At 72.0% G+C, this 20,491-nt stretch carries 15 protein-coding genes; 9 read left to right on the forward strand and 6 right to left on the reverse strand.

Annotation, left to right across the window (positions count from 1 at the left end; all coding sequences use genetic code 11):
• Positions 1-142 precede the first annotated feature (142 nt).
• The 5 genes from ACIBX3_RS49585 to ACIBX3_RS49605 all read left to right on the forward strand — a co-directional run bounded on the left by ACIBX3_RS49585 (position 143) and on the right by ACIBX3_RS49605 (position 5,755).
• Positions 143-946: a hypothetical protein gene (locus ACIBX3_RS49585; protein ID WP_397127706.1), complete on the forward strand. Its 804-nt coding sequence runs from the start codon at positions 143-145 to the stop codon at positions 944-946.
• Positions 940-2,094, forward strand: coding sequence for a S8 family peptidase (locus tag ACIBX3_RS49590; protein WP_397127707.1), 1,155 nt, complete (start codon positions 940-942; stop codon positions 2,092-2,094). The genes ACIBX3_RS49585 and ACIBX3_RS49590 overlap by 7 nt, the downstream gene beginning before the upstream one ends.
• Positions 2,095-2,116: 22 nt before the next feature.
• Positions 2,117-2,476: a hypothetical protein gene (locus tag ACIBX3_RS49595; protein WP_397127708.1), complete on the forward strand. Its 360-nt coding sequence runs from the start codon at positions 2,117-2,119 to the stop codon at positions 2,474-2,476.
• Positions 2,464-2,799, forward strand: coding sequence for an MGMT family protein (locus ACIBX3_RS49600; RefSeq protein ID WP_397127709.1), 336 nt, complete (start codon positions 2,464-2,466; stop codon positions 2,797-2,799). Before ACIBX3_RS49595 ends, ACIBX3_RS49600 begins: the two co-directional genes overlap by 13 nt.
• 208 nt (positions 2,800-3,007) lie before the next feature.
• A complete protein-coding gene (locus ACIBX3_RS49605) occupies positions 3,008-5,755 on the forward strand; it encodes a CDP-glycerol glycerophosphotransferase family protein (protein WP_397127710.1) in 2,748 nt (915 codons plus the stop codon).
• Positions 5,756-5,884: 129 nt separating this feature from the next.
• Here the strand turns inward: ACIBX3_RS49605 and ACIBX3_RS49610 are convergent, their stop codons facing one another.
• Together ACIBX3_RS49610 and ACIBX3_RS49615 are read right to left on the reverse strand one after the other, a co-directional pair.
• Positions 5,885-6,499 carry an NUDIX hydrolase gene (locus ACIBX3_RS49610; RefSeq protein WP_397127711.1) on the reverse strand — a complete coding sequence of 205 codons (615 nt, stop codon included), beginning with the start codon at positions 6,497-6,499 and terminating at the stop codon, positions 5,885-5,887.
• A gap of 37 nt (positions 6,500-6,536) precedes the next feature.
• The gene (locus ACIBX3_RS49615; RefSeq protein WP_397127712.1) at positions 6,537-7,199 is read right to left on the reverse strand and encodes a class I SAM-dependent methyltransferase; all 663 of its coding nucleotides are present in this window, start codon (positions 7,197-7,199) and stop codon (positions 6,537-6,539) included.
• Positions 7,200-7,363: 164 nt separating this feature from the next.
• Between ACIBX3_RS49615 and ACIBX3_RS49620 the strand changes: the two genes are divergently transcribed.
• Positions 7,364-10,534 (forward strand): ATP-dependent helicase, encoded by a 3,171-nt coding sequence (locus ACIBX3_RS49620; RefSeq protein WP_397127713.1) that lies wholly within the window; start codon positions 7,364-7,366, stop codon positions 10,532-10,534.
• Positions 10,528-13,806, forward strand: a complete 3,279-nt coding sequence (locus ACIBX3_RS49625) for an ATP-dependent helicase (protein ID WP_397127714.1) — start codon at positions 10,528-10,530, stop codon at positions 13,804-13,806. The genes ACIBX3_RS49620 and ACIBX3_RS49625 overlap by 7 nt, the downstream gene beginning before the upstream one ends.
• Here ACIBX3_RS49625 and ACIBX3_RS49630 read toward each other — a convergent pair.
• From ACIBX3_RS49630 to ACIBX3_RS49645, 4 genes are read right to left on the reverse strand one after another with little or no spacing between them, the layout of a single operon-like run.
• The gene (locus tag ACIBX3_RS49630) at positions 13,766-14,836 is read right to left on the reverse strand and encodes a type III PLP-dependent enzyme (protein ID WP_397127715.1); all 1,071 of its coding nucleotides are present in this window, start codon (positions 14,834-14,836) and stop codon (positions 13,766-13,768) included. The two genes, ACIBX3_RS49625 and ACIBX3_RS49630, sit on opposite strands and share 41 nt — an antisense overlap.
• Positions 14,833-16,365 carry an IucA/IucC family protein gene (locus ACIBX3_RS49635; protein WP_397127716.1) on the reverse strand — a complete coding sequence of 511 codons (1,533 nt, stop codon included), beginning with the start codon at positions 16,363-16,365 and terminating at the stop codon, positions 14,833-14,835. The genes ACIBX3_RS49630 and ACIBX3_RS49635 overlap by 4 nt, the downstream gene beginning before the upstream one ends.
• Positions 16,366-17,835: an IucA/IucC family protein gene (locus ACIBX3_RS49640; RefSeq protein ID WP_397127717.1), complete on the reverse strand. Its 1,470-nt coding sequence runs from the start codon at positions 17,833-17,835 to the stop codon at positions 16,366-16,368. It lies immediately after the preceding gene.
• Positions 17,832-18,968: an acetyl-CoA carboxylase biotin carboxylase subunit family protein gene (locus ACIBX3_RS49645; protein ID WP_397127718.1), complete on the reverse strand. Its 1,137-nt coding sequence runs from the start codon at positions 18,966-18,968 to the stop codon at positions 17,832-17,834. Before ACIBX3_RS49645 ends, ACIBX3_RS49640 begins: the two co-directional genes overlap by 4 nt.
• A gap of 144 nt (positions 18,969-19,112) precedes the next feature.
• Here ACIBX3_RS49645 and nudC point away from each other — a divergent pair, with 144 nt between their 5' ends.
• Together nudC and ACIBX3_RS49655 are read left to right on the forward strand one after the other, a co-directional pair.
• The gene (gene nudC, locus ACIBX3_RS49650) at positions 19,113-20,087 is read left to right on the forward strand and encodes an NAD(+) diphosphatase (protein ID WP_397127720.1); all 975 of its coding nucleotides are present in this window, start codon (positions 19,113-19,115) and stop codon (positions 20,085-20,087) included.
• A 63-nt stretch (positions 20,088-20,150) separates the two neighbouring features.
• Positions 20,151-20,450, forward strand: coding sequence for a hypothetical protein (locus ACIBX3_RS49655; protein ID WP_397127721.1), 300 nt, complete (start codon positions 20,151-20,153; stop codon positions 20,448-20,450).
• Positions 20,451-20,491 lie beyond the last annotated feature (41 nt).

Here is a 20,491-nt window from a genome sequence, read left to right on the forward strand (position 1 = left end):
CCTCACGGACGTGAGGCCATGAACAGGGAACGAGGCGGTGGTGAGGGCACGTAGGTCAACCTCAGGGCTGCCGCGCGCCGGAGGAGACGCCACGCCGGGAGGGAGAAACCCCCTCGGCGCCACAACCGGCCGCCGGTCACGCGTGCGCAGCTGGCCGGCGGTGGACTCCCGCAGGCGCTCGTCCGCCGCCAAGGAGCGCGCCGAGCTGGAGGCGCTCCAGCAGGGCATCCGCTACCGGCGCATCTTCGTGGGGCTGCTCGGCGTCATCGTCGCCGTGTCGGCCGTCGTGGTGCTGCTCGGCACGATCGGGCTGCTCAACGAGACCCGATCGCGGCCCCTCACCCCGGCCGAGCAGAACAAGTACAAGCAGGAGGAGATCGCCAGGCGCTGGCAGGCGTGGCCGGCGACGGGGGTCTTCCCCGAAGAGGTGAAATACCTCGGGCTCGACCGCGCCCAGCAGTACGCCAGGCGCGTCGGCATCGCCCCCGAGACCGAGTGCGGCAAGGGCGTGGACGCCTCCGTGGCCGGCGTGCTGGAGAGCCACGGCTGCGTCACCATGCTGCGGGCCACGTATATCGACCAGACGGCGTCGTTCGTCTTCACGGTCGGCGTCGCCGTGCTCAAGGACGAGGCGTCCAGGGTGTCGGCCACCGAGGAGCTCACCCAGGACGACCGCGTGGGCGTGCTGCCCGTGGCCTTCCCCGGCACGGTGAGCGAGCGCTTCGGGCCCGACCAGCGGCAGCGTACGGGCTGGGTGGGCGCGGGGCCGTACATCGTGTTCTCGACGGCGGGTTACGCCGACGGCCGGACCAGGGCCGCGATCCCGCCCGAGGAGATCCTGCACCCCGAGCTCTGGCCGGCGGCCAAGTCGATCGGCAACCAGATCGCCTACTTCCTCGCGGACCCGCCCAAGGTGCCGCCCTGCACCCAGGGGAACGTGTGCTGACCGCCGTACGCGCGCTCGCGGCCGCGCTGCTCGTCTTCACCGGAGTCGACGCGGACCCGGTCAGGGAGCAGCAGCAGTGGGTGCTCGACGCGCTCAACGTCGAGCAGGCGTGGACCGTCAGCAAGGGCGCGGGCGTCACCGTCGCCGTCATCGACAGCGGCGTGGACACCGGGGTCAAGGAGCTGAAGGGCCGTGTGAACGCCGGCCCGGACATGACCTCGAGCGCCATCGCCCGCGAACTGCCGCCCGGCAAGCACGGCACCGCCATGGCCGCTCTGATCGCCGGGTCGGGCGCGGACGACGGGCTGATCGGCGTCGCGCCGGAGTCGCGCATCCTGTCGCTGCCCATGGTCACGGACGACGATCCCTCGATCGGCATCCCGCCCGTCGAGGAAGGGGAGACGGCCTCGGAGAGCCCGCTGGCCCGCGCCCTGCGGTACGCGACCAACCACGGCGCCAAGGTCATCAGCATGTCCATCGGCTCGTACGGGCCGGTCAAGTCCGAGCGGGAGGCGGTGTCGTACGCGCTGGACAAGGGTGTCGTGCTGGTCGCCGCCGTCGGCAACGACGGCCTGAGCGACTACGCCAAGGAGAACGGCACCTCCTACTGGAGCTTCCCGGCCGGCTATCCCGGGGTCATCGGGGTGGCGGCCACCGACAAGCAGGGCAGGAGGGCCACGTTCAGCAGCGACAACCTGTCGGTGCTGGTGGGCGCGCCCGGCGTGGGCGTGCCCGTGGTCAAGCTCAAGAGCGGTTACGAGCTGTCGGAGGGCACCAGCTCGGCCGCCGCCCTCGTGTCCGGCGTGGCCGCGCTCATCAAGTCCCGCTACCCGAACCTGCCGCCCGAGCAGGTCGCCCAGGCGCTGGCGTCGAGCGCCCGCGGCCGGCCCGCCATCGGGTACGACGACCAGACCGGCTTCGGCGTGGTCGACGCCGCGGCCGCGCTCAACGCCGCCAAGCGCCTGACCGGCGTGCAGCGTGCCGCGCCCGGACCGGACAAGGCCCACTTCGGCCAGGGCGAGGACTCCCCGGTGCCGTCGCCTCCCGGACCCGATCCGTTGCGCATGTGGTTGTACGGAGGCGGGGTGCTCGTGGCGCTCATCACGTTCTGCGGTGCGATCGTCGTGCTCAACCAGCGTCGGCAGTAAAGATCCGCTATGGTCCCCCGTCATGGGATACGAGCTGCGGGTGGTGCGGGAGTCGCCACTCGCCTTCGCGGAGTTGGCGAGGGCCATCGCGCCGGCCGGTTTCGAGCTGCGCGGACCTGACGAGATCGTGACCGGCCACCGCGGCGGCGCGCACCCGGTGGCGCGCTGGGACGGTCGGCTGGTGGGCGAGCCCGGCTCCGACTGGCAGGTCGCCCAGCTGCTGAGGCTGTCCGTCGCGCTCGGCGCCCGGCTCGTGGGCGAGGACGGCGAGGTGTACGCGCTACGCGACGGCGTCATCGAGGTCGAGGCGGGCGGTGGCGTGGTCGAGATCGGCAAGTTCGACGAGATCATCGACGCGGGCCCTGCGGCATGGACCCCCTGAACCCTTTCGCCGAGCGGGTGCTCGACCTCGTCGAACGCATCCCGCCCGGCAAGGTCATGGCGTACGGGGACATCGCCGAATATCTCGGCGAGGGCGGCCCGCGCCAGGTCGGCAAGGTGATGTCCACGTGGGGCGGCGGCGTGCCCTGGTGGCGCGTGGTCCACGCGGACGGCAGCGGCGCCGCCCCTGACCACCTGCGACGGTGCCTGGCGCATTGGCGCGAGGAGGGCACTCCGCTGCGCGGGGAGCGCGTGGACATGCGCCTGGCCCGCTGGGACGGGCGCCCGGCGGAACATGAGGGACGTTCAGCGGATTTTCAGTAAGTCATGTGACCTGCGCTTTCGCCGAACCGGCGACTCTGCGCCATGTGACTCCCATTACCATGGGCAAAACACTCATGGCGGCCCGAAAGGCGGTGCCACCCCTATGGCCACCGGCGTCACAGCCCAGAGCCAGGGCGGCGATTCGCTCGCCGACCGCCTCAAGGCTGTCCAGGATCTCTGTGATCGTGGAGAGCCTCTCGAAGCGGTCATGCGAGCGGTCGGTTCCGGCGGACGCGACGCGGCGTTCGACACCGAGGTGCTCAGCGGTCCCCTCGGGGGCCGGATCGAGCTCGCGGTCAAGCGCGGCCCGGCGCGGCGGCGCGAGATGCTCGCGCTCGTCCGCCCGTATCTCGCGGGCGTGGACGCGGACGTCAAACGCGACCTCCCGGTCGCCCGGCGGGTGCTCTGCCACCTGATCGAAAACCGTCCCGACGAGGAGCTCGTCGAGGGCGAGACGCTGGCCAAGGTCGTGACCGCGGCGGCCGAGCCGTCCAAGCGCATCCGCAAGGGCCTGCGCTGGTACGCCGACCTGCCCTTCCGCGACGAGCTGTCGCCCGACCTCTACCGCCTGCGGCGCGCCGACATGGTGCCGGTGACCCACATCGACGACATCAACTGGGTCGACGGCAAGCTGCGTGTCACCGGCTTCGCCTACCTCGCCGGCCTGTCGGTCCGCAGCCGCAGGTTCAACTGGGCGACCGTGGTGCTGCGCGGGCCGCGCTGGCTGCCGCCCATCCGCATGCGCACGCGCCGGGTCTACGAGCCCGAGGCCACGCACGGGGCGCACGAGCCCGGCTGCAACTACGACTGGTCCGGCTTCACCGCGGAGCTCAGCCCGTGGCCGCTGCGCTGGCGCGGCGCCGTCCGCGGCGTCGTCTCCGCCGTGCGCCGCCGGATGCGGCACCGCCCGTCGGTGCCCGACACCACGACGTGGCGGGCCGAGATCGTGTTCTGGAGCCGTGGCGCGCGGGCCACCGGCCTGCTGCGCGGCTCCTCACTCGGCCGTCCCGAGCGCCCGGCCGGCCTCAAGCTCAAGCCCGGCCGGTGGGTCAGGCCGGTCTGGACGTCCGACCGCGCGCTGCAGGTCGTGCTCCAGCCCAACCGGGCCGAGCTGACCGGCGTGTCCCTCGACGGCGAGCGCCTCGAGCTCAAGATCTTCCTGCCCGGCCGCACGGTCACCAAGGGGCACGCCAGGCTGGGCGGCCACCGCATCGCCGCCGACTTCACGCCTTCGGGCGACGGCACCGAGGTCGTGGTCGGGCTGACCGTGCCCTCGCTGCTGCACGAGAAGGACGGGCGGCGGCTCTGGGTCGAGCCCAAGGGCGACCCGGCGGCCTCCGTCATGCTGGCCGACCTCGTGGAGACCCGCACGGTCGTGGGCGACCGCGAGATCACCGTGCTCGGCGACCGACGTGACCGCGTCGTGGTCTCCGCGCACCGCGTCCGCCCGGTGATCACCTCGGCGGTCTGGGAGGGCTCCTCGCTCCTGCTGCGCGGCCACTACCCGGACGCCCCCGGCCCGCGCTCCCTCACGCTGCGGCACCGCTCCGGCCTGTCGTACCTGCTTCCGATGGAGCGCTCCGGAGAGGACTTCTCCGTACGGGTGGAGCCCGCGTCCATGGACCGTTTCGGCGAGCCGGTGCCGCTGGCGTCGGGCACCTGGAACATGTCGCTCCGTCATCCGTCCGGCGAGATCGTCCCGCTGCGTATGGACCACGCCGCCCTGCCGGGGCTGGACGAGGAGCCGCGGACGCTCGAAGGCCGGACATACCGGATGATCTCCACGCGTTTCGACGTGCCGGTCGTGACGGTCGAGGAGGCCCGTCCGGCGGACGAGCGTGGCGTCGCGGGCACCCACGTCCTGCGCCGCGTCTTCTATCCGGCCCAGCGCACGGAGCCGCTCACGGACGCCACCGTCTACGTCGTCAACGACGGGCGGCTCTACGCCGACAGCGTCCGCGCCATCTACGAGGAGCGGCTGCGGCGGGGAGACGACCGCGAGCACATCTGGATCGTCAAGGACGGCGCGTTCGTGCCGCCGGCCGGCGCGACCGTCGTACGCGCCGGCAGCCGCGAGCACCACGCCGCCCTGGCCAGGTCCCGCTACATCATCACCAACGCCTTCCTGCCGACCTGGTTCCGCGCCCGCGAGGACCAGGTGGTGGTGCAGACCTGGAACGGCACCCCGGCCAAGCACATCGGCAACGACCAGCCCCACATGAACCGCGACCCCAAGCCGCCGATCTGGCACCGCCAGGCGGCCGAGGTGCGCGGCTGGGACCTGCTGCTGTCGCAGTCGCCCTGGGCGACGCCGGTGCTGCGCAAGGCGCTCGGCTACAAGGGCGAGATCCTGGAGAGCGGGCTGCCCCGCAACGACGTGCTCAACTCGCCGGACCGCGACGATCTGGCGGCCGCGGTACGCGAGCGGCTCGGGCTGGTGGAGGGCAAGCGGGTGGTCCTGTACGCGCCGACGTACCGGGACTACGACCGCAAGAACGCCATGGTGAAGCTGGACCTGGCCAAGGCGCGGGAGGCGCTGGGCGCCGACCACGAGATCCTGGTCCGCGCCCATCCCATGCAGGCCATCCCGGCCGTTCCTGACATCGCCCGCGACGTCACCACTTATCCCGACATAGCCGACCTGCTCCTGGTGGCCGACGTCCTGGTGACGGACTACTCGTCGGTCATGTTCGACTTCGCCTGCACGGGCCGCCCGATCGTGATCTACGGCTACGACCTGGCGAAGTATTCGTCGAAGAGGGGCCTTTACCTCGATCTGGCCGAGCACGCGCCGGGTCCGGTGTTGTCGACCTCGGCCGACGTGATCGACGCCCTCCGCTCGATCGACTCGGTCGCATCCGCCCACGCCGACCGTTACGACGCCTTCCGCGCCACGTTCGCTCCCCGCGACGACGGGAAGGCTACTGCGAGGGTTGTGGATCACCTTTTCTCTTGAGAAAGGCCCATATTTACGGTCGCCCAAGGTCACCGCACGCGCCGTCGTGGGTTGCCGTCTGTCATGGCCGGTCGTGAAGGCTCACGGGGCGCTCGCCGTGACGGAGCGTCTTCTTGACCGGCTCGGTGGTCAGAGATCCAGGCCTGGGATGTCGCGCAGAAGGATCGGGCGGGTGGGGTCGAAGGGCATGGTGCGGTCCGCTGCCGTGCCCATCGACGGCAGGCGGTCGAGCAGCACGTAGAGCAGGGCCGACAAAGCGGTTCCGCAGACGATCTCGCCGTTGTCGATCAGCTTGCGGATGCCGGACAGCGGCAGCCACGCGACCCGCTCCGCCTCCCAGGCATCGGAGGGCGGCCCGACGTACGTGGCCGACTCCCCGCGATACACGTAGTGCAGGCTGTCCGAGATGCCGCTGGACGGCTGGACGGTGAGCAGCGGGCGCAGGGGCCCGGGACGCCAGCCGGTCTCCTCCTCCACCTCCCGCGCCGCGGCCGCCTGCGGCATCTCGCCTTCCTCCACCGCCCCCATCGGGATCTCCCAGCCCCAGCTGTCGGTGATGAAGCGATGTCGCCAGATCAGCAGCACCCGCTCCCGCTCGTCGGTGACGACGGCCGCCGCGCCGGGCGCGGTGCGTACGAGCCGATGGTCGAGATGCCGCCCGTCGGGCAGCTCCACGTCCGCCACCCGGACGTCCAGCCAGGCATCCGCGTACAGCGTCTTCTCGGAGTGGACCTGCCAGCGCATGACCCTAAGTTACAAGGGCGTACGCTGCGTGTGCATCTCACTTCCGCAGGTCGACGTTCAGGGCGAGCGGCGACAGGCGGATGTCGTACGTGCGGAAGGACGTCTGCGCGATGAACCCCTCGAAGTCGCTCTTCGTGTAGGCCCGGCGCGGCAGGAACGACCGCAGCGCGAACTTGGTGAACACCTTGGACAGCCCGCCGATCCCCATCCGCGCGACGTCCTCCTCCACGGCCTCCTTGGTCACGTCCCGCCGCAGGTCGACGATGAGCGCGCCGCCGCCGGGGCGCAGGACCCGGTGCATCTCCCGGAGGGCGCCGAGCGGGTCGGAGAAGTTCTTGAAGGCGGCGCAGCAGACGATGAAGTCGAAGCTCTCGTCCTCGAACGGCACCGACGAGGCGTTCCCGAGCCGGAAGTCCACCGCGACCCCCGCCTCGGCGGCCTTGGCGCGGGCGATCTGGACGAACGTCTCGCTGACGTCGAGCCCCGTGACCGTGTAGTCGCCGGTCCTGGCCAGGGCGATCGAGAGGTGGCCGGGCCCGGGGGCCACCTCCAAGATCTCGCTCCCTTTCGCGGCGCGCTCCCGGACCGCGGCGGCCTGCTCGTTCCAGCGGTCCATGGACTTGCCGTTGCCGGCGGCGTACCAGCGCGCGATCGGGCCTTCCATGCCGATGCCCTTGTATCCCTTGCCTGTCTTGGTCATGAAAACACGATATATCGCGTCTATGTGAAGTCAAGATATATCGCGCCTTGTCCCGAAGTGGCCGCGCGGCGTGTCGCCGGAAAACACGAGATTTGCCCCGGTACGGTGGGCGGGCCGGGCAACTCGGCACGATCTACCCCTGTGGTCTGGTGGAATCTAGTGCTGTGAGTGGTCAGACCTGGCGGCTGGTACGACGCGGCAACAGCACCCCTGTTGTGCCCCCTGTGCTCGACGAGCACCAGCGTGCCGTGGTCGAACATCAGAGCGGACCCCTTCTCGTCCTCGCCGGCCCGGGGACAGGCAAGACCACCACGATCGTGGAGAGTGTGGTGGACCGGATCGAGCGGCGCGGCCTGGACCCCGAGCGTGTGCTCATCCTCACCTTCAGCCGCAAGGCCGCGGAGGAGCTGCGCCAGCGCGTCACCGGCCGCCTGCGCCGCACCACCCGCACCCCGCTCGCCCTGACCTTCCACTCCTACGCGTACGCCCTCCTGCGCCGCGAGTCCATCCTCGAGGGCAAGGCCCCGCCGCGCCTGCTCACAGGCCCTGAGCAGCTGCTGGAGATTCGCCGGCTGCTCCACGGCGAGCTGGAGAACGGCGGGCTCGACTGGCCGGTGTCGCTGCGCGAGCCGCTCAAGACCCGCGGCTTCGCCGAGGAGCTGCGTGACTTCCTGTCCAGGGCCAACGAGCGCGGCCTCGACGGCGAGCGGCTGGTCGAGCTGGGCCGGCGGCACGGCAGGAGCGACTGGACGGCGGCCGGCCGGTTCGCCGAGCGCTATCAGGACCGGTTCGACCTGGACCCGGAGGAGACCTACGACTACGCGGAGCTGATCAGGGCCGCCTCCGCGCTGCTGACCAGGCCGGAGGTGCTGGAGCGGGAACGCGCGGCGCACGACGCCGTGTTCGTGGACGAGTACCAGGACACCGACCCGGCGCAGGAGCTGATGCTGGCCCAGCTCGCGGGCGACGGCCGGGACCTGGTCGCGGTGGGCGACCCCGACCAGTCGATCTACGGGTTCAGAGGCGCGGACGTCCAGGGGATCATGCAGTTCCCCCAGCGCTTCCAGACCCGCGACGGCCGCGACGCGCCGGTGCTGGCGCTGCGCGTGTGCCGCAGGAGCGGGAGCGGCCTGCTGGAGGCCTCGCGCCGGGTCGCCGCCAAGCTCCCCGTCGCCCCCGGTTTCGACCACCGGCACGACCACCGCGACCTGGTCCCGCTCCCGGACACGCCGGAGGGCGACGTACGCGTGCTGCTGGCCGACAGCACCAGCCAGGAGGCCGCGATCGTGGCCGACACGCTGCGCCGCGCGCACCTGATCGACGGCGTCCCGTGGCGCCGGATGGCGGTGCTGGTGCGCTCCGCCAGGCGGCAGGTGCCGCTGCTGCGCCGGGCGCTGACCAACGCCGGGGTGCCGACGATGATCGCCGGTGACGAGGTGCCGATCGCCCAGGAGCCGGGCGTGCGCCCGCTGCTCACCATGCTGAAGGTCGCGCTCGACCCGGCCCTGCTCGACGAGGGGGTGGCGGAGGAGCTGCTGACGGGCCCGCTGGGCGGCACCGACATGATCGGCGTACGCCGCCTCCGCCGCGCACTCAAGATCGCCGAGAACGAGGCGTCGGAGAGCGGCGAGGCCCGATCGTCCGGGGAGCTGCTGATCGCGGCCGTCCAGGATGTCCGCGAGCTCACCCGCGTCGAGCCCCACGTGGCCCTGCCCGCTGAGCGCGTCGCCAAGCTGCTCGCGGTGGCCAGGGAGACGGTGGCCGGGGAGGCCGAGGGCACGGCTGAGGACCTCCTGTGGGCCGTGTGGAACGCCAGCGGCCTGGCGCAGCGCTGGACCGAGATGAGCCTGCAGGGCGGCCCGAGAGGCGCGCAGGCCGACCGCGATCTGGACGCGGTGGTGGCGCTGTTCGACCAGGCGGCCAAGTTCGTGGACCGGATGCCGAAGGCGGGCCCGGAGGTGTTCATCGACGACCTGGCCGCACAGGAGATCCCCGGCGACACGCTGGCCGACCGGGCTCCCGACGGCGACGCCGTACGCGTGCTGACCGCGCACCGCTCCAAGGGCCTGGAATGGGACGTCGTGGTGGTGGCGGGCGTTCAGGAGGCCGTCTGGCCGGACCTGCGGCTGCGCGGGTCGATGCTCGGCGTCGAGGACCTCGTCGAGGTGGTCGAGGGCGGCGAGCCGAACGCCGCCTCGCTGGTCTCCAAGCTGCTGGCCGAGGAGCGCCGGCTGTTCTACGTGGCCGCCACCAGGGCCAGGCGCAGGCTCGTGGTGACGGCGGTGGGCGGCGAGGACACCGACGAGCGCCCGTCCAGGTTCCTGTCGGAGCTGATGCCGGGCGCGGTGGAGCCGGCCACGATGGACGACCGCGCCCGCTGGCTGAACATGTCCGCGCTGGTGGCGGACCTCCGCAGCGCAGTGACCGACCCCACTAAGTCACGAAAAGTCAGGCAAAAAGCCGCGCAACAGCTCGCCCGCCTCGCCGCCGCCGGCGTCCAGGGCGCCCACCCCAACGACTGGTACGCCCTCACGCCGATCTCCGACGACCGCCCCTTGAGCTGGCCCGACGGCGTCGTCAGCATCTCGCCGTCGGCGGTCGAGAGCTTCACCAAGTGCGGCCTGCGCTGGTTGCTGGAGACGGCCGTCGGCGCGGCCGGCACGAGCACCGCGCAGGGCCTGGGCAACGTCATCCACGCCCTGGCCGTGCTGGCGGCCACCGACCTGCCGAGCGAGGACCTCCTGGGCGAGCGCCTCGACCGGATCTGGGACGAGCTCGACTTCGGCGGCGCCTGGTACAACCGCAAGCAGCGCCAGGTCGCCGAGCAGATGATCGGCAAGTTCCTGCGCTGGCACAAGGACAACCCGCGCGAGCTGGTGGCGCTGGAGGAGTCGTTCACCGCGACGGTCTCCGAGGGCGTGCAGATCAAGGGCCGCGTGGACCGGGTGGAGCGCGACGCCGAGAACCGCGCCGTGATCATCGACCTCAAGACCGGCGGCTCGAAGCCGAAGGCCGGCGACCTCGACCGCCACCCGCAGCTCGGCGTCTACCAGCTGGCCGCGCTGCTGGGCGCGTTCGCCCGGCACGGCATGACCGAGCCGGGCGGGGCCGCGCTGGTGCAGCTCGGCAAGGCGGGGGGCAAGAACGACGCGATGGAGCAGCGGCAGGGCGCGCTGGCGGACGACGAGAACCCCGGCTGGGCCGGCGACCTGGTCGACACGGTGGCGACCGGCATGTCGGGGCCGTTCTTCCAGGCCAAGGCCAACGACGGCTGCCGCACGTGCGCGGCCAGGGCGAGCTGCCCGGTCAACGACAACGGGGGCCAGGTGTGCTGACCCCCGTCGAACTCGCCGGCAAGCTCGGCATCCTTCCCCCCACGGACGAGCAGGCCACGGTCATCGAGGCGCCGCTGGAGCCGATGGTCGTCATGGCCGGCGCCGGCTCGGGCAAGAGCGAGACCATGGCCGGGCGTGTGGTCTGGCTGGTCGCCAACGGCCTGGTCAAACCGGAGAACGTCCTGGGCCTCACCTTCACCCGCAAGGCCGCCGCCGAGCTGGCCACCAGGGTCAGGGAGCGGCTCACCGGCCTGGCCGAGGCGGGCCTGGTCGAGCCGGGCGCGCTCGACAACGAGCCGACGGTCTCCACCTACCACGCCTACGCCGCTCGCCTGGTCACCGACCACGCGCTGCGCGAGGGCCTGGAGCCCACGATGCGCCTGGTCACCCCGGCGGTGTCGTGGCAGCTCGCCTCGCGTGTGGTGGCGATGTACGACGGGCCGATGGACAAGATCGAGCTCGGCCCGCCGTCGGTCACGGCCGCCGTGCTGGAGCTGGCCGGCGAGCTGTCGGAGCACCTGCGCGGCCCGGCCGACGTGCGCCGGATGGGGGAGTGGCTGCGCGACCGGCACGCGCTGCTGGCCGGCCGCACGACGCTCGCGCAGCGCAAGCCGCTCACCGTGCAGGCCGCGAGGGAGCAGCTGCTGCCGCTGGTGGAGGCGTACGAGCGGCTCAAACGCGGCCGCGAGGTGATCGACTACGGCGACCAGATGGCGCTGGCCGCCAGGATCGCCGCCAACCACAAGGAAGTCGGGGAGATCGAGCGCGAGCGTTACGCGGTGGTCCTCCTCGACGAGTACCAAGACACCAGCCACGCCCAGCTGGTGCTGCTCCGCTCCCTGTACGCCGGCGGCCACGCGGTCACGGCCGTCGGCGACCCCTGCCAGTCGATCTACGGCTGGCGCGGCGCGTCCGCAGGCAACCTTCGCCGTTTTTCCCGAGATTTCCGGACAAGTGCTGGCGACCCCGCCCCCGTCCGCCAGCTCAGCGTCAGCTTCCGCAACGGCGACCGCGTCCTCGACGTCGCCGCCCGCATCCAGCTCCCGCTCCGCATGGAGGCCCGCGAGGTCCCCGTCCTCGTCCCCGGCCCCAACCGGGTCGACCGGGGCCGCGTCACCTGCGCCTTCCACGAGACCGCCGAGGACGAGGCCAAGTGGATCGCCGACGGCATCGCCAAGATCCTCGGCCAGGAGGTCGCCCCCGACGGCCTGCCCTGGGGCGAGAAGGAGCGCAAGAAGACCCTCGCCATCCAGCCACAGGACGTCGCGATCCTGGCCAGGAAGCGCTCGCAGTTCCCGGCGCTGCGCCGGGCGCTGGAGGACCGCGACATCCCGGTCGAGGTGGTCGGTCTCGGCGGCCTGCTGACCGTGCCCGAGGTGAACGACATCGTCGCCACCCTCCGCGTCCTGTACGACGCCACGGCCGGCGACGCGCTGGCCAGGATCCTGGCCGGGCCGCGCTGGCGGATCGGCCCCGCCGACCTGCGGGTGCTCGGCGAGTGCGCCAGGGAGCTGGCCCGCGAGCTGAGCGAGAGCGGGCGCGTGGAGGACCCGCTCGACCAGGTGGTGGCCGACCTGGCCGAGGAGCGCGGAAGCCTGGTGGACGCGCTGGACGAGCTGCCGGACCGGGACGAGTGGCTGGAGGCGTTCTCGCCGCTGGCCCGCAGCCGGCTGCTGGCGCTGGCCCAGGAGCTGCGCCAGCTCAGGGCGCACACCGCGCAGCCGCTCCCCGACCTGATCAGCGAGGTGGAGCGCAAGCTGGGCCTGGACGTCGAGGTGGCCGCGCGCAGCGGCACGGCGAGCGCGTTCGCGGCGCGGGCCGACCTCGACGCGTTCCTCGACGCGGCGTCCAGGTTCGCGGGCGACGCCGAGGACCCGACGCTGGGGGCGTTCCTGGCGTACCTGCAGGCGGCCGAGAGTGAGGAGTTCGGCCTCGAGGCCGGGCGGGTCGGCGACAGCAACAGCGTCAAGCTGATGACCGTGCACGCCTCCAAAGGCCTGGAGTGGCCCATCGTGGTCGTGCCCGGGTTGTCGCAGCTGGTCAGCTCGAAGGGGACGATCGCGACGGGCAGCATCTTCCCCGCCACGCCGGTGATGAACAGCCGGTGGTCGGAGAACCCGCGCAAGCTGCCCTACCCGCTGCGCGGCGACGCCGCCGACCTGCCCCGGCTGAGCGGGCTCAGCAAGGAGGAGCTGGCCGTCTTCGACGAGCTGTGCCGCGAGCGGGACCTGGTGGAGGAGCGCAGGCTGGCGTACGTGGCCGTGACCCGCGCGCACTACCACCTGATCGCCTCCGGCTACCGCTGGGGCACCGCGACCAAGCCGCTGGAGCCGTCGGACTTCCTGCTGGAGATCCGCGACACCGCCGACCGCGTCTCGTTCTGGGCCGGCGACCTGGCGGAGGGCGCCGCGAACCCGCTGCTCGCCGAGCCCGCCGCGGCCGTCTGGCCGGTCACCCCCGAGGGCCTGCGCTACGAGTCCGTGCTGGACGGCGCCCGCCTGGTCGAGGACGCCCTGGCCGGCACGCTGGCCGAGGCCGAGGAGGACGAGCCGCTGCGGGCGTACGAGGAGGAGCGGCTGCGGGCCTGGGAGCGTGACACGGAGCTGCTGCTGCGCGAGCGCGAGCTGCATCGCAGGCAGCCCGCCACGATCGTCGAGCTGCCGGCCAAGCTGACCGTGTCGTCGCTGGTCACGCTGGCCACCGACCCGCGCGAGCTGGCCCGCAGGATCCGCCGTCCCGTTCCGGTCAAGCCGGCGCCGCTGGCCCGACGGGGCACGTCGTTCCACAAGTGGCTGGAGACGCGGTGGGACCAGCAGCGGCTGATCGACGACGTCGAGCTGTACGACGAGCTGGAAGAGGCCGACGTGCGGCTGGCCGAGCTGCAGGAGCACTTCGAGCGGAGCGAGTGGGCGGACAGACGCCCTGTGGACATGGAGGTGCCGTTCGAGACCATGATCGGCGATCGGCTGGTGCGCGGGCGGATGGACGCCGTGTTCGAGCGGCCCGACGGCGGCTACGAGGTCGTGGACTGGAAGACCGGGCAGCCGCCCAAGGGCAAGGCGGCCAAGGCGGCGTCGGTGCAGCTGGCGGCGTACCGGCTGGCCTGGTCACACCTGGCCGGCGTGCCCCTGGAGAAGGTGGCCGCGGCCTTCCACTACGTCCGCGCGAACCGTACCGTGCGGCCGGTCAACCTGCTCGACGCCGACGGCCTGGTCGCGCTCATCGAGAGCGTCAAGATCGTAGATAGTGGAACGCCGGCTTCGGGTGCATGAGGAAGTCGTGGTGTGAGATGTTCCAGGCGTAGGCCCCGGCCATCTCGAAGACCACGGTGTCCCCGACGCGCACAGAAGTCATGATTTTTCGTGCGAAAACGTCCTTCGGTGTGCACAACTGACCGACGAACGTCACCGGCTCCTCCTCCACGCCCGGTCCCGTCCCGGTCGTCAGGACCGTGAAGGGCTGATCGTGGCCCTTGGTCACCGGGGTGCGCAGGTGGTGGGTGCCGCCCAGCAGGATCGCGTACGCCTCGCCGCGCACCCGCTTCACGTCCACGACCCTGGTCACGTAGTGGCCGCAGTACGCGGTCAGCGCCCGGCCCGGCTCGATCCGCAGCCTGCGCCCCCGCCCGAGCCCCGCCAGCCCGGCCCCGTACGCGACCCAGTCGAACCGGTCGCCCGGAGCCGCGTAGGACACCGCCATGCCGCCGCCCAGGTTGACCTCCTCGTAGCGGTTGTCCAGCAGCGTCCCCGCCAGCTCCAGCAGTTGAGGCGCATCGAGGCCGCTGGCGAGGTGGGTGTGCACGCCGCGGAGGCGTACCCGATCGCCGAACAGCGGCAGGCACTCCGCCACGTCCGCCTCGTCCATCCCGAACGGCCCGCTCATCGTCAGCGCCGCGCCCTCGACCGGCAGATCGGGGTTGACCCGGAGCAGCACGTCGGCCTCCAGGCCGGTGGCGAGGAGGCGGCGCAGCTCGTTCGGGGACTCGACGTGGATGCGGTGGTGCGGCAGCCGCAGCTCGGCGTCGGTCTTGCCGGGACCGCCGAGTGCCACGGGCACGCCCGGGAACAGGCCTGTGACGTGCGCGTGCTCGCCCGCCGACGACACCTCGAACCCGTCCACGTGCCCGGCCAGCACGCGCAGCAACTCGGCGTCGGGGTTGGCCTTGACCGCGTAATAAAGCTCGACGCCGGGCAGCGCCTTCCGTACGGCCGCCACGTGCGCCTCCAGCCCGGGGAGGTCGTAGAGGTAGGCCGGGGCCTCCGGCAGGCTCAGGGCGGCGTCCATGACGTGTGGGGGGATCATGCGAGCGGGTTCGCGATCGGGACGTAGCCGGCCGCGCGGTCGGCGGCTCTGGCCCAGCGCACGCCCAGGTTCGCCTTGGCCGGCAGCGGCGCCCCGGCCAGCAGGTCCGACAGGGGCAGCGGCCAGCCGAGGTCGGCGGCGAGCTTGGCGAGCAGGCCGCGGGTGACCGCCCACAGCTCACGCAGCAGCGCGTCGTCCGGCCCGGCCACCGTGGCGGCGATCTCGGTGAGGTGGTTAACGAGCAGGCAGTAGACGACGCGGGCCCAGCCCCGCTCGGCGTCGTACGTCAGCGCCCGCGCGACCTCGGGATGCAGCCCGCCGAGGTCATGGCGTCCCGCGACGAGCTTGGTGCCCTCCAGATCCCGGAAGACGGCCTGCGCGGGCATCCCGGACGCGTCCAAGCCGACCAGGACGTTCTGCAGATGGGGCTCCAGGACCACGCCGTGCGCGAAGTACAGCTCCAGCACCGGCAGCGCCACCGCCGACACGTACGCCGACCACCACTCCAGCGGATCCCGCACCGGCGCGTCCAGGGCGAGGGCGCCGGCCAGGACCGGCGTCACGCCGGGCTCGCAGGCGGCCCACGGGCTCTTCCGCACGATCACGCCCAGGCCCTCGTGGAGCCGGCTGCCGAGGGCGGCCGAGCGGTAGCCGGGCTCGGGGAGCCAGCGGGTGGCCGGGTGCTTGGCCGCTATGTCCTCGAATATCGGCTCAAGGCGTGAGGTGAGCTCCACGGCCCCGGCCAGCTCGTACCAGGCGTTCTTACGCACGCAGTTCGTGATCCGCACGTCCAGGGAGAACTTCAGGCAGACCCCTGCCTCCGGGGCGTACACGGTCCGCACCGACGAAGTGGGCATGACCACCGGCCCGGGCCCGAGGTCGATCAGCTCGGCCCCGAACGCCGGCCGCAGGAGCTCGAGCTGCCACGGATGCGCCGGCAGCAGCCGGTACCCGTCCGGCGCCCGGCCCATGCCCTCCAGCGCCGCCACGTCGCCCTCCTCGGCCAGCACGTCCTCGCGCACGCCCAGCAGCCGGACGGGGAACTCGGCGTGCGCCTCGGGCGCGTACCGCAGCCAGCCGTCCCCGCCCCGCGCCTTCGGGCTCGGGTGGAACGGGTGCCCGTACACGAGCGCCTGCTCCGAGGCCAGCCACGGATCGGCGGGCGGCTCCGCGTCGGTCCTGGCCCGCAGGATCGCCGCCACGGCGTCCCTGCTGGCCGCGACCTGCCCGGCGAACTCGCCGTTGTGCCCCTGCTGCTCCGCCTCGACGAGCCCGACCAGCTCGTCCACCGTCAGCGGCCGCCAGGACCCGTCCTCCAGGCGCTCGGGCAGGCCGTCGAAGCGCAGCGCCGCGCCGCCGTGCGTACGGGCCCGCAGCAGCGTTCCCGCCACCCGCAACAGCAGGTACGGCGGAGCCGGCCACACCAGGCCGCGCGGCCCGGCCACCTCCCGCACGCAACAGCGCAGCAGGGCCGCCAGCGTCGCCTCCTCTGCCAGGGCGGAGGGCGCGTCGAGGGCCAAACCGTGCATTCAAGCTCTCCTCAGGTAGTTCGGCCCGCTGGTGCCGTAGTACTTGTTGATGTCGCGCGCGCCGGAGCGTTCCTTGGCCACGAGCGTCCCGGCCGTGACCATGGACTTGCCGGTCAGCCGGGCCGCGTCGAGCGTCCTGGCGCGCAGGAGCCGGGCCATGGGGTCGTCGCCGTACTCGTCGATCGCCTCGGCGAGCGTGTCGCGCAGCAGGGCCGAGGCCCGGGCGGGCGGCAGCGCGCCGAACGCCACGGCCGCCGCGGCCAGGTGCAGGGTGATGGTCACGAACACGTCGGCGAGCGCGTGCGGGTCGTCGTTCAGCATCCGCTCGTCGGCGAACGCCGGCGCCTCGATCCCGGCCGCCCGCAGCCTCGCCGGGGACGCCAGCAGCCCGTCGTTGTCCTTGACCAGCAGCTTCATGCGGTCACCCTGGAAGACCAGGGCGAGGTTCTGCTGGTGGGCCTCCAGCGCGACGCCGTACCGGACGAACAGCCGCACGTTCCACCGCAGCAGCAGCCGCAGGTATGCGGGGATGACGTCCCCGGCCTCGGCGAGCACGCCGGGCGCGGTGAGCGCGGCCACCGGCACGATCTTCCCCTCGGGCAGCCGGCGGACCATCCACGCCAGGTACTCGTGCCCGGCGTGCGCATAGGTCTGCTCGTCGGCCAGCAGCACGTCGGGATCGGCCAGCTGCCGCAGCAGCACCTCGGCCCTCGCCCCGTCGGCCAGGGTCCCCGGCTTGATCGACCGCCGGTTCCGCACTCCCAGGGTGCTGGTCGGCAGGGGCAGCTTGAGGTGCGTGCGCGCGTCGATCTCGACGGTCCGCATGGAAAGGGTGGGCCGCACGGTCATGCGTGCCTCGTCCAGCACCCGCACCCCGTCGATCTTCCGCACCTCGTCCACGGCCAGCGGATGCACCGGGAACACCACCTCATCAGGCCCTGCGTCCGGCCACGGCCCCGCGGCCGAGCCCGTCACGACCGCACGACGCGGCACCACCGCCCACCGCAACTCGAACGAGGGCGCGAACTCCGGCGCGTACGCCAGCAAGTCGCCCTCGGACAACCCCAACCGCGCCCGCGACGTCGGATAGACCGGATGATCCACGAAAGCCGCCAGCGCCTCGTACGACGGCCCTCGCCGGAGAACGTCGGCGGCATGCGCGTCGTGCAACTCCAGGGCGGACAGCGCCGCCAGGCACTCCTCGAAGAACGCCGCGACCCCTTGCGAGTCCGCCGGGTCCGCCACCTCGACGAGCGTCTCCAGCACCTGCTCCAGCCCCAGCCGCTCGCCCTCCGCGACCACGAAGTCCTGGAACAGCAGCCCGGGCGCCAGCCGCACCCACCGCCCGTCCGCCAGCGGCATCCCCACGCCGTCCTTGGTCCTGGTGACGCGCGCGGCCAGGCCGCCGTAGTCCTCCCGCAGCAGCGCGTTCAGCACCCGGGCGGCCAGATAAGCCTCCCGATCGCTCATTCGATCACCCACGGGCGCGCGGCCCGGTACTCCGCCACGGCCGCGTCCACCCGCGCCCGATCGGGCCCGACGGCCCGGATGACGCCGAGGTAGTCCCGGTTCGTACGGGTGAGCGAAACGACGTCGCCCACCTCCCGCAGCGGGCGATGCCACAGCCGCACGTCACCGCGTACCACGTGCTCGCTCTCCGGCCCTGCCTTGACGGTCCCCGCCCGATCGGCGACGACGCTGACCGCGCACCCGTGCCCCGTCACGGCCGGCATGGCGGGCAGCCGCTCACCCAGATGCACCCGCAGGATCCACTCGAACACCGGCGCCCCGAGCACGTCTCCCATCAGGAAGTCGCAGTGGTCGCCGATCACCCGGTAGTTCACCTCGACGACCCGAGGGCCGGCGGCGGTGACCACGTACTCGGTGTGACAGGCTCCGAATCCCACGCCGAGAGCCCGCAGCGCCCCCAGCACGTGGCCGTCCTCCTGCGGCGGCGCCCAGTCGAGCCGCTCCTCGACGAAGTACGGCAGCGCCCCCAAGGTCGTCTCGAACCCGCCGAGCACCCGTACCTCGTGCCCGTCGCCCAGCGTCTCCAGCGTGCGCAGCGGCCCTTCGAGGTACTCCTCCACGACCAGCGCCTCGCCCGGCCGCCTCTTCCTGACCTCGGCCACGGCCCGGGCCAGGTCGCGCTCGACCAGCATGACGTCCTCGCTGGCCACACCCTCCCGAGGTTTCAGCACGACCGGGTAGGGCAGGCCGTCCGGAATCGGGTCGCCGGGGGAGAGCCGTACCGACCCGACCTGCTCGATCCCGGCTTCAAGGAGCTTGCGACGCATCAGGAACTTGTTCTTGGCGGCCACACAAGCCCGCCAGTCCTTGCCCGGCAGCCCGAAGTAGGCCGCGGCCAGCGCCGTCTCCGCCTGCAGGTGGTCGGAGTTGGAGAAGATCGCGTCCGGCCGGCCGAGTTGCTCGATCGCGTCGATCAGGGCGCGTGGGTCGCGTACGTCACACGCCACCGCGTACGGATGCCGCTCCGGCCGATCCGTCAGGATCGTCACCTCGCAGCCGAGCGCGCGGGCCGCGGGCAGGAAGCCGTCCGTCACGGAGTCGGTCGGCTTGAGCGCGGTCAGGTAGAGCCGCAACGCGAAGGCACCCCCGGAGGATCAGGTAAGGCTAACCTAACTCACCGATCTTAGCCCCAGAGAGATCACCCCGGGGCCTGATTCGCCAATCGGGGGCTAACCACGAGGTCATAGGATGACATGGGATTTGGGAGGGGGCGGCCAGTGGAGTCGACCGCGGAAGAGCAACTCATCGGACCCCTGCTTCTCGCGCGCGGCACGATCGACAGATCTTCGTCGCTGCGTGCCGACGAGCGGTGGCTGGAGCAGGCGTGGTCCGACCCCGCGACCAGGGTGCTGGTGATCGACGACGGTCACACGCTCGTGCAGCGGGTCGGCGATGAGGTGCGGGCGGTGCTGTACGCCTCCACGGACGCGCCGCCGGGCCCGCGTTACCTGCTGGGGGTCGAGGACGGCGTCGCCTATTTCGCGGTGGCCGCGCCGCTGCCCGGCGTGCCGAAGGGTGAGGTCAACGGCCGCGTGTCGTTCGCGATGAAGCTGGGCGACGCCCCCGAGGGCCGGCCGGTAGCGGCAGGGCTGCGCCAGGTCGGCGGCCTGCTCGGCGACCGCGACGCGGGCCTGCTGGTCTACGCCGTGGCGCTGGAGGCCTGGCACGCGACCCACGAATACTGCCCGCGCTGCGGGACCCGCACCGACGTCCAGGCGGGCGGCCACATCCGCGTCTGCCCGCGGGACGCCAGCCAGCACTTTCCCCGCGTCGATCCAGCCGTGATCATGCTCATCCGCGACCCGGAAGACCGCTGCCTGCTCGCCCGCGGCCCCCAGTGGCCTAAGGGCCGGATGTCGATCCTGGCGGGGTTCGTGGAGCCGGGCGAGTCGCTGGAGCACGCCGTCGTCCGCGAGGTCGCGGAGGAGGTCGGCATCAGCGTCGTCAGCCCTCGCTACCTGGGCAGCCAGCCGTGGCCGTTCCCGCGCAGCCTCATGCTCGGCTTCTTCGCCGAGGCGACCTCGACCGCGCTCACTCCGGACGCGGAGGAGATCGCCGAGGCGCACTGGTTCTCCCGGGAAGAGCTGACGGCGGCGCTGCAGTCCGGCGAGCTACGCCTGCCGCCCCCGGTTTCGATCGCCCGCCGCCTCATCGAGACCTGGTACGGCGGGGAGCTGTCAGGCGACTGGTAGTGGAATTTCGCTTTGTGTGATTCCATGAACACGAGACGTTAGGGGGAGTGCAAAGTCATGCCCATGAATGAAACACACATACGAGAGCTCATCGAGCTCGAACAGGAGAAGGTGGAGATCGAGCGCCAGAAGCTCGCCATCCAGTTCGCGGCCATCGAGGTCAGGATCGACGACAAGATCCAGCTTCAGACGAAGAAGATCATCGATGCGGTGAGCGGGATGGTCTCCGGAGCTGTGACCGAGCTCAAAGCCGAGATGGCGCGGGGTCACTACGAGCTCAAGAACGAAATCTCAGGCGTCCGCTCCGAGCTCAAGGCTGACATCGCCCGTCTCGAAGAGAAGATGGACAACCACGCCCACTGAGCTGAGGACCTGAGTGTCCATAGCACCCAGGTCCTCGCGGC

The organism is Nonomuraea sp. NPDC049480 (assembly GCF_044465905.1).
Taxonomy (GTDB): Bacteria; Actinomycetota; Actinomycetes; order Streptosporangiales; family Streptosporangiaceae; genus Nonomuraea.